At 71.3% G+C, this 10,183-nt stretch carries 2 protein-coding genes; one reads left to right on the top strand and one right to left on the bottom strand.

The genetic code is table 11. From position 1 onward, the window contains the following. Positions 1–335: 335 nt before the first annotated feature. Positions 336–1,460, bottom strand: coding sequence for an alpha-hydroxy acid oxidase (locus ACFW1A_RS11585; protein WP_380407620.1), 1,125 nt, complete (start codon positions 1,458–1,460; stop codon positions 336–338). 96 nt (positions 1,461–1,556) lie between these two features. On the opposite strand from ACFW1A_RS11585, the gene ACFW1A_RS11580 reads away from it, so the two are divergent. Next, a complete protein-coding gene (locus tag ACFW1A_RS11580) occupies positions 1,557–10,154 on the top strand; it encodes an amino acid adenylation domain-containing protein (protein ID WP_380407618.1) in 8,598 nt (2,865 codons plus the stop codon). Positions 10,155–10,183 lie beyond the last annotated feature (29 nt).

Genomic DNA, 10,183 nt, shown 5'->3' with positions numbered 1-10,183 from the left:
GACGCAGAGCGGTCGGGCCCGGCGCGACCGGGGGCCCGGCCGCTCGCGGGCCGGGGCGGGAGCGCGAGCGGCCGGGATGCCGGACCTCAGGGGCAGGGCCCGGCACGTCGGGTGGTACGGGGATGCCAACGCCGCCTCGCTCAGGTTCGGCGGTGCGGGCATCCCCACCAGGGCAGGACGGCCGACCCTCAACGACCTCCCACCGCAACACCGTCACGCGGGGCCCGCTCCCGCTCGGCATCGAGCGGGCCGACTTCTGGCCCCGCAACGGAATGAGCAGCACTTTAGAACAGAATCCACCAGAAGTCACCTGGCATACGTTTAGTTTTGTTTGATCACACGGGACGCAGCGCCGTGCCGGGACGCAGCACCGTGCGGAGTGCACGCGCCTCGGCCAGAGTGCGGCAGCCCGCCAGACCGAGGGCGTCGTCCAGCTCGGTGGCGAGCAGGTCGAGGACCCGGCGCACCCCGGCCTCGCCGTCCATCGCCAGGCCCCAGATCACCGGACGGCCGATCAGCACCGCGTCCGCGCCGAGCGCCAACGCGCGCAGCACGTCCACCCCGCTGCGGATGCCGCCGTCCAGCAGCAGCCGGCACCGGTCGCCGACGGCCTGCCGGATCTCCGGCAGCAGTTGGACGCCCGGCACCGCTCCGTCCAACTGACGGCCGCCGTGGTTGGAGACCACCAGCGCATCCACCCCGGCCTCGACCGCCAACGCCGCGTCCGCCGGATCCAGGATCCCCTTGAGCACCAGCGGCAGCCGGGTCAGGCCGCGCAGTTCCTCGACGTCCGCCCAGGTCAGCGTCGGCGCGAAGGTGAGCGCGGTGTGGCCGGCCACGGCCGAGCCGCCACCCGCCCGGTGCGCGGCGGAGCCGGCCGCCTCGGCGAGGTTGGCGGCGGTCACGTCGGCCGGCAGCGCGAAGCCGTTGCGGATGTCCCGCAGTCGGCGGCCCATCCACGGCACGTCCACGGTGAGCATCAGCGCCGCGCAGCCGACCGCCTCGGCGCGACGGACCAGATCAAGCCGCTGGGCGCGGTCTTTCAGCCAGTACAACTGGAACCAGGTCGTGGCCCCTTCGGCCGCGATCCGCTCGACCGGGAAGCTGCTCAGGGTGGCCGCGGTGAACGGCACACCGGCCGCGGCGGCGGCCCGGGCGGCAGCCAACTCGCCCTCCGGATGCGCCAGGCGGTGGTAGGCGACCGGCGCCACTCCGATCGGCAGGGCGAACTGACTGCCCAGCAGTTCGCAGGCGGCACTACGGACCGAGACGTCGCGCAGCATCCGCGGCACCAGGAAGACCTCGTCCAGCGCGGCGCGGTTGGCCGCCAGGCCCAACTCCTGACCGGCTGCTCCGGCCACGAAGTCCCGGACCCCGGGGGGCAGTACGGCGGCGGCCCAGGCCTCGATCTCACGCAGCGTGAGCGCGGGCGCCGGTCGGGTGCGGGACGCAGGAGTCATGCCGGTCCTCTGCTTGGCGACTGATGGACCGTTACCCTAGCGATTGGTCGAGACCACTGCGGCGGGAACCCGACAGCTGGTCAACAGCCGTGCCGGATGGCTGGATTCGCCCGACTATCGAACACCTTGTCCGCCGGGCACCTGGACTGGAGAAGACATGTCATACCCAGGGCCACTGGCATATACCCATGTGATTTTCGCAACGTTTCCGCGATCTTCACGCCTGGTACGTTAACCCCCGCCTGGCCCCGTAGTTCACTGGTTTCGTTGATCAACAGCACGAAGAGTCACCGTTGCTCAACCCAGTTGCGGGTCCGAGCAGCTAGAGCCGAAACCTTCCCCGTTCGGAGTGCTGAGCCCATGTCTGACTCTTCCGAAGCCACGTGGCCCCTCCTCGCGGGGCAGTCTGGCATATGGTTGGCCCAGCTGCTGGCTCCGGACAGCCCGGCCTTCCACGCGGCCGAGTGCATCGAGTTCCACGGCCCGCTGGACCCCGAGCTCCTCACCGTGACGGTGGATCAGGTACTGCAGGAGTTCGAGGCACTGCGGCTGCGCTTCGTCACGGACGGCGACGAGCTGCGCCAAGTGCTCGATCCCACGCCGCCGACCCGTCTGCGCCTGGTCGACGTGGCCGATGCACCCGACCCCTGGGCCGCGGCCCGGGACTGGATCTGCACGGACTTGACCCGGCCCCTCGATCCCACCGCCGGCAGGACGGCCGTCCACGTCCTGTTCCGCGGCGGCCCGACCCGCTGGTTCTGGTACCAGCGAGGCCACCACGCCGTGATCGACGGCTTCAGCGGGCGGATCCTCGTGGCCCGTGCGGCCCAGGTGTACACCGCCCTGGTCGAGGGCCGCGAATCCGCTCCGACCGGTGCCCTGCCCGCGTTCCGGCACCTGCTGGAGGCCGAGGCCGAGTACCGGGGTTCGGCGCAGTACGCGACCGACCGTGCGTACTGGTTGGAGCGGATGGCCGAGCGGCCCGAACCCGTATCGCTGGCCGGGCGGTTCGCCCCCGCCTCCGCCGACCAGATACGGCAGGAGCTGCGACTCCCCCAGGACCGCGCCGACGCGCTGCGCGCAGGCGGCCGCAGACTGGGCGTCAGCTGGTCGGCCCTGGTCCTGGCGGCGACCGCGCTCTACGTGGGACGGATGACCAGCACCGAGGACATGGTCCTGGGCATGCCGGTCTCGGCCCGGGTCGGTCGCGCCGCGCACACCACGCCCGGCATGCTGAGCAACGTGGTCCCGCTGCGGCTGTCGGCCGGAACCGCCCTGACCGTCCGCCAGCTGGTCCGGCACGCCAACACCCGCGCCAAGGAAGCGCTGCGGCACCAGCGCTACCGCACCGAGGAACTGCGCCGGGAGCTGGGCCTGGTCGGTGGCAGCAGCCCGTTGGTCGGCCCGACGGTCAACATCATGGCCTTCGACTACGACCTCTCCTTCGCCGGTCTGCCGACCACCATGCACAGCCTGGCCAGCGGCCCGGTCGAGGACCTCGGGTTCATGTTCTACGACCGGCAGAACGGCGACGGCCTGAGCCTGGTGGTGGAGGCCAATCCTGCGCTCTACACGGCGGAGCAGGTCGTCGAGCACGGATCCCGGCTACTGCGGGTACTCGACGCTCTCGCCACCTGCGACCCCGATCTTCCCACCAGCCGGATCGACACGACCGACGCGACCGAACGTACGCGACTGCTCGCCAACGGCACCGGGCCGACAGCCACGCCGTCGGAGGTCGGCCTGTCCGAACTCTTCGAGGCCCAGGCCGGCCGCAGTCCGCAGGCGACCGCACTGGTCTTCGAGGACACCGAACTGACCTACGCCGAGCTGAACAACCGGGTCGACCGGCTCGCCCGGCTGCTGGTCGCGCACGGAGCCGGTCCCGAGCGCGTCGTGGCACTCGTTCTGGAACGCTCCGTGGAGCTGGTCGTTGCCATCCTCGCCGTGCTGAAGGCAGGAGCCGCATACCTGCCCGTCGACCCCGAGTACCCTGCCGAGCGCATCCGGCACCTGATCGAGGACGGCGCACCCGCTCTGGTACTCGCTACCGGCAACACCGCGGACAGAGTGCCCGGCGCGACCCTGGTGCTCGACTCACCACGATTGCTGCCAGAACTCGAAGCGGTCGACACCACCAGTGCCCTGCCTGCCCCGCATCCGGACAACCCGGCCTACGTCATCTACACGTCCGGCTCAACCGGCCGTCCCAAGGGGGTGGTCGTGCCCCACCGGGGGATCTCCAACCGCCTTGCCTGGATGCAGCACACCCACCGGCTCACCGCGGACGACCGGGTACTGCAGAAGACACCGTTCGGGTTCGACGTCTCCGTCTGGGAGTTCCTCTGGCCGTTGCTGGAGGGTGCGACTCTCGTCGTCGCTCGGCCGGGCGGTCACCGTGACGCCGCCTACCTCGCGGAGCTGATCCAGCGCCGGGGGATCACCGTCACCCACTTCGTCCCGTCCATGCTGCACGCCTTCCTCCAGGAACCCACCTCGGCCGACTGCGTCCACCTGCGCGCGGTCTTCTGCTCGGGTGAAGCCCTCTCCCCGGAACTGCGCGACCGGTGGCATGCCGTCCTGGGCGTGCCGTTGTACAACCTCTACGGACCCACCGAGGCCTCCGTCGAGGTCACCGCGTGGCCCTGCCGCAGCACTCCCACCGTCCCGATCGGCAGACCGGTCCGGAACACCCGGGTCTATGTCCTCGATGCCGCGCTGCGCCCCGTTCCGCCCGGAACCCCGGGCGAGTTGTACCTCGCTGGTGTCCAACTCGCCCGCGGTTACCTGAACCGCCGAGCACTCACCGCCGAGCGCTTCGTCGCCTGCCCCTACGGCGCGCCGGGCGAACGCATGTACCGCACCGGGGACCTGGTCCGGTGGAACCGCCACGGCGAACTCGAGCACCTGGGCCGCACAGACCACCAGGTCAAGCTGCGCGGCCTGCGCATCGAACTCGGTGAGATCGAGGCGGCGTTGACGGCTGTCCCGGGCGTCGCACAGGCTGCCGTACTGCTCCGCGAGGACCGACCGGGGCAGCAGCGGCTCGTCGGTTACCTGGTCCCGGCGCAGGCGGGTCTCACGCCGGGTGAGGTGCGTGCCCAACTCGCCGCCCGCCTGCCGGAGTACCTGATCCCGGCAAACCTGCTCCTGCTCGCCCAGTTGCCCGTGACCCCCAACGGGAAGCTGGACCGCAAGGCACTGCCGGCACCGGACAGGAGAGCCGACGCTCCGGTCCGCGTCGCCCGGACGAACCGCGAGCGAATCCTGGCACGGATCTTCGCCGAACTGCTCGGATGCGCTGAAGTCGACATCGACCAGGGGTTCTTCGAGCAGGGTGGCGACTCGATCACCGCGATCCAACTCGTCGCCCGGGCCCGTCGAGCCGGACTGCGGCTCACCGTCCGGGACGTCTTCGCCCACCAGTCGGTGGCCCGCCTCGCCACTGCGGCGAGCGACCAGGTCGAGCTGGGCGCGCGCGCCGGCAAGTCCGGGCTCGGCGACGTGCCACCGACGCCGCTTGTTCGGGCGTTGGCCGAGGGGGGACCCGTACCCGACTCCTTCCACCAGTCCGTGCTGGTGCACGCCCCCGCGGACCTGGACCCTGACCGGTTGACCACTGCCGTGCAGGCCTTGCTGGACCGCCACGACGCGCTGCGCGCACGGTGGCGGGACGAATCCGGCAGCCTGTTCGTCCCACCGGCCGGCGAGCTCCGGGCCACCGACCTGCTCACCCGTGTCGACGTCCGGGGCCTCGACCACGACCAGTTGCGCGCCCGGGTGGCCGAGCAGGCCCGGGCTGCCCGGCTTCGACTCGCCCCGCGCGCGGGGATCATGTTCCAGGCGGTCTGGTTCGACGCAGGCCCCACGGTCGGTGGCCGGCTCCTGCTGACGGCACACCACCTGGTGGTAGACGGGGTCTCCTGGCGGATCCTGCTACCTGACCTGGCAGAAGCGCACCAGGGCGAGGAGCTGCCGGAGGTGGGCACCTCACTGCGTGACTGGGCAGGCCTGCTGACTGCCGAAGCCGACCGACGCGACGAGGAACTCAGCTACTGGGAAGGACTCCTGGCCCAACAAGTGGAGCCACTCGGCGCCGGACCCGAACACCGCGGTGGACGCCTGGAAGTCACCCTGCCGGGCGAGGTTGCCACCTCACTGCTTGCAGGAGTCCCGGCCGCCTACCGCGCCCGGATCGACGAGCTGTTGCTGACCGCGCTCGCTCTCGCCGTCAATCGGCACCGCGGTCAGAACGGCACTCTGCTGCTCGAGTTGGAGGGCCACGGCCGTGAGGAGTTCGCCGAGTCGGTCGACCTCTCCCGGACCGTGGGGTGGTTCACCTCGCTCTTCCCGGTCCGTCTCGACCTCACCGGGTCGGACCCGCTGGAAGCGGTTCGGACGGTCAAGGCACAGCTGCGCGACGTACCGGGCCGAGGCCTCGGGTTCGGCCTGCTGCGCCATCTGAACCCGGCCACCGGCCCCATGCTGTCTCAAGGTGCCGTACCGCAGCTGGCGTTCAACTACCTCGGGCGAATCGACCAGGGGTCCGGCGTCGACAGTCAGTGGCGTCTCGCCGACGAACTCGTCGCCGAAGCAGAGCCGTTGCCGACCTTCGCTCCCCCGCTGGTGGTCGACGTCTGGGCCCAGGACGGAAGGATCACCGCATCCTGGTCGTGGCGGGACGGCCACCTCGGTGAAGCCGGGGTTCGGAACCTGGCCGACCACTGGTGCGCCGCGCTCACCGAACTCGTCGACCTGTCCGACGATCCCGAGGCTGGCGCACTCACCACCGCCGACGTCACGCTGGTAGAGATGGACCAATGGGACCTCGACCGGCTCGCCACGGCGGCCCCGGTCCTGGACGTGCTGCCGCTGACTCCGCTGCAGCAGGGCCTGTACTTCCAGGCCGGCTACGACGCGGACGACGTCGACGTCTACACGACCCAGCTGGCGCTCACCCTGCGCGGGCCACTGAACACGGTGTCACTGCGCGCCGCCACCGAGGCCGTTCTCGACCGCCACCCGCACCTGTTGGCCGGGCTGCGCCAACTCGATGACGGGAGAGTGGTCCAGGTGGTGCATCAAGGCACCCGGCTCCCGTGGACGGAACTGGACCTGACCCACCTGTCCGGTGCGACCCGGCAGGAGGAATTCGACCGCCTGGCTGCCGTGGAGCGGTCCCGGCACTTCGACCTGGCCCGTCCTCCGCTCCTGCGGGTCACCATCGTCCGCCTCGCGGCGGACCACCACGCCTTTGTCCTGACCAACCACCACATCCTCCTGGACGGCTGGTCGGTCGGGCTGCTGGCCAACGAGATATTCGCCCACTACCGGGGCACCGTGTTGCCGCCGGCTCCACCACTTCACGACTATCTGGCCTGGATCGCCGACCAGGACACGGTGGCAGCCCACCAGGCTTGGCAGCGGGCACTCTCGGAGCCCGTGGAGCCGACCCTAATCGCACCTGCCGCGCTGGACCGCGAGACGGAGCTTCCCGACGAACTCCACTTCAGCGTGGCCGAGCAGCTCACCAGTGACCTCGCCAGCACGGCCCGCCTCCTCGGCAGCACCCTCAGCAGCCTGTTCCAGACCGTGTGGGGGCTGACCCTCGCCCATCTGACCGGTCGCCACGACATCGTCTTCGGCACCGTGGTGTCCGGTCGGCCCGCCGAACTGGTCGGCGTGGAAAGGACGATCGGGCTGCTGATCAACACACTTCCGTACCGCGTCCGGCTCGACCCGGCCGAGCCACTGGGCGCGTTGGTCCGGCGGCTGCAGGCCGAGCAGTCCGCTCTGCTGCCGTACCACCACGTCCAGCTGGCCGAACTGCGGCAGCAGGCCAGCAGTGAGCTCTTCGACACGATGATGGTCTTCGAGAACTACCCGATGGATCCGACGCTGCTCGGCGGACCTGCCGACGAGCTGCAGATCTCCACCGCCACCGTGCGGGACGCCACGCACTACCCGCTGACCCTCGCCGTCGTGCCCGGGGCCCGGCTGGACCTGCGCCTCAGCTACCGGTCGGACCTGTTCGACCGCGACGCCGTCGAGCGCCTGGCCCAGCTCCTGGTCCGGCTGCTGACGGCAGTGGCGACCACGCCCGAACTGCCCGTGGGCCGACTAGACCTCCTGGCCGAACAGGAACGTCGCCGCATCCTCGTCGACTGGAACGAAACGGCGCCGGATACTCCGGAGCCCACCACCCTGCCCGCGCTCTTCAGCGCCCAGGCCGCCCGCACGCCGCAGGCCACCGCACTCGTCTTCGGGGACACCGAGCTCTCGTACGCCGAACTGGACTCACGCGCCGACCGGTTGGCCCGACTGCTCGTCGCGCGCGGCGTGGGTCTCGAGCATCGCGTCGCGCTGGTCCTGGACCGTTCCGTCGAGCTCGTCGTGGCGATCCTCGCGGTCGCCAAGGCGGGTGCCGCCTACCTGCCAGTGGATCCGCACTATCCCGCAGAACGCATCGCCTACTTGTTGGCGGACGGTGCGCCGTCCCTAGTCCTGAGCACCACCCAGAGTGTGGGTGCGTTCGCGGGGCCGACCGTGGTCCTCGACTCGCCGTTGGTGCAGGCCGAGCTGGCCGCCACCACGGTCACTGCAGAGCTGCCGACCCCGCGTCCCCAGCAGCCCGCCTACGTCATCTACACCTCAGGCTCCACCGGTCGACCGAAGGGCGTGGTGGTCTCGCACGCAGGCCTCGCCGGCATGGTCACGGCGCAGGCCGCCGCACTCGGCGTCGACGCCGGAGCCCGGGTCCTGCAGTTCGCCTCACCCAGCTTCGACGCCACGGTCTCGGAGCTGTGCATGGCGCTGCTGACCGGCGCGACGCTGGTCGTCGTCGCGACCGAGCGGCTGAACCACGGCGCCGGCCTCACCGAGGTGCTCTCGCAGGAGCGGATCACCCACGCCACGCTGCCGCCGGCACTGCTCGCCGCCCTGCCCGAGGATGCGCTGCCCGACGGCCTGACCCTCGTCGTCGCCGGCGAGGCCTGCCCGCCCGACCTGGCGCGCCGCATCGCGCGGGGCCACACCCTCGTCAACGCCTATGGCCCGACCGAGTCGACCGTCTGCGCCACCATGAGCGCGCCACTCGGCCCGGACCTCGACACCGTGCCGATCGGTCGGCCCGTCGTCGGCACCCGCGTCTACGCCCTCGACAGCAGCCTGCGACCGGTCCCGCCGGGTGTCACCGGCGAACTGTACATAGCCGGCTCCGGCCTGGCTCGCGGCTACCTGAACCGGCACGCGCTGACCGCCGAACGGTTCGTCGCCTGCCCGTTCGGTGCACCCGGCGAACGCATGTACCGCACCGGCGACCTGGTCCGCTGGACCGAGGACGGCGAGCTCGAGTACCTCGGCCGCAGCGACGACCAGGTGAAGGTGCGTGGGTTCCGGATCGAGCTCGGCGAGGTCGAGTCCGCCCTGGCGGCTGCCCCCGAGGTCCACTTGGCGGCCGCCGCCGTCCACGGCGACCGGCTCGTCGGCTACCTGGTCCCCGTGCCCGGCGCCGCGCCGGACCCCGCAACGGTCCGTGCCCGGCTCGTGGCCGAGCTGCCCCAGCACCTGGTCCCGGCCGCCGTGGTACTGCTCGACGCGCTTCCGCTGACGCCCAACGGCAAGCTCGACCGCCGGTCCCTTCCCGCTCCGGAGTTCACCACCTCCGGGGCGGGGCGGGAGCCGGGCACCGCGCTCGAACGTGAGCTCTGCGCACTCTTCGCCGAGCACCTGGGCATCGACCGGGTCGATCCCGAAGCCGACTTCTTCGCACTCGGTGGGCACTCGCTGCTGGCGGTCCGCCTGACCGGGCGGATCGGCACTGCGCTGGGCCGACCGGTGGGTGTCCGCGAGCTCTTCGAGGCTCCCACGGCCGCCGCGCTGGCCGCCCGGCTGGCCGAGGCCGACGGCACCGCCGATCCGCTGGAGGTGCTGCTGCCGCTGCGGCCCGAGGGTGGGCAGACCCCGCTGTTCTGCGTGCACCCGGGCTTCGGCATGGGCTGGAGCTACCGTGCACTGCTCGAGCAGTTGCCGCCCGACCAGCCGCTCTACGCGCTGCAGGCACGCAGCCTGCGCGAGTCGGCCGGATTGCCCCAGAGCGTACCGACGATGGCCGCCGAGTACGTCGAGCGGATCCGTGCGGTCCAGCCGTCCGGGCCCTACCGGCTGCTCGGCTGGTCGTTCGGCGGGGCGGTCGCCCACGAGATGGCGACCCAGCTGCAGCACGCCGGTGAACGAGTCGAACTGCTGGCCCTGTTGGACAGCTACCCGAGCCCGCCCGCGCTCCGGTCGAGCGACGAAGCGGAGTTGACGCAGGGGCTGCTCCGCGCGCTGCTCACCGCTCTCGGAAAGCCACTCCCGCCCGGACGAATGACGGTCCGTCAGGCCGCCTCGGTGGCGGACCTGCCCGGCGTGTTCACCCACCGGACCGTCGAGGCACTGCTGCGCACGTTCCTGCGTGACGCGGCCCTGCTGGAGAACTTCCGTCCGCAGACGTTCGACGGCGACCTGGTCCACTTCACGGCCACCCAGGACCGCCCGACCGGCGCACCCGGCGCGGCGGTCTGGGCGCAGTACTGCACCGGCCGAGTCGTGGACACCCCGATCCGGTGCGACCACGACAGCATGGGCAGTCCGGCAGCCCTGGCACAGATCGCCCGGGTACTCCGCTCAATGCTGGTGGGGGTGGCTGCCTAGCCGGCAGGGCCGGGGCACGCGCCCGCGTG

The sequence above is a fragment of the Kitasatospora sp. NPDC058965 genome (assembly GCF_042741245.1).
GTDB lineage: Bacteria > Actinomycetota > Actinomycetes > Streptomycetales > Streptomycetaceae > Kitasatospora.
The sequence above is the reverse complement of the archived record's forward strand: the minus strand, read 5'-3'. Positions and strand labels throughout refer to the sequence as shown.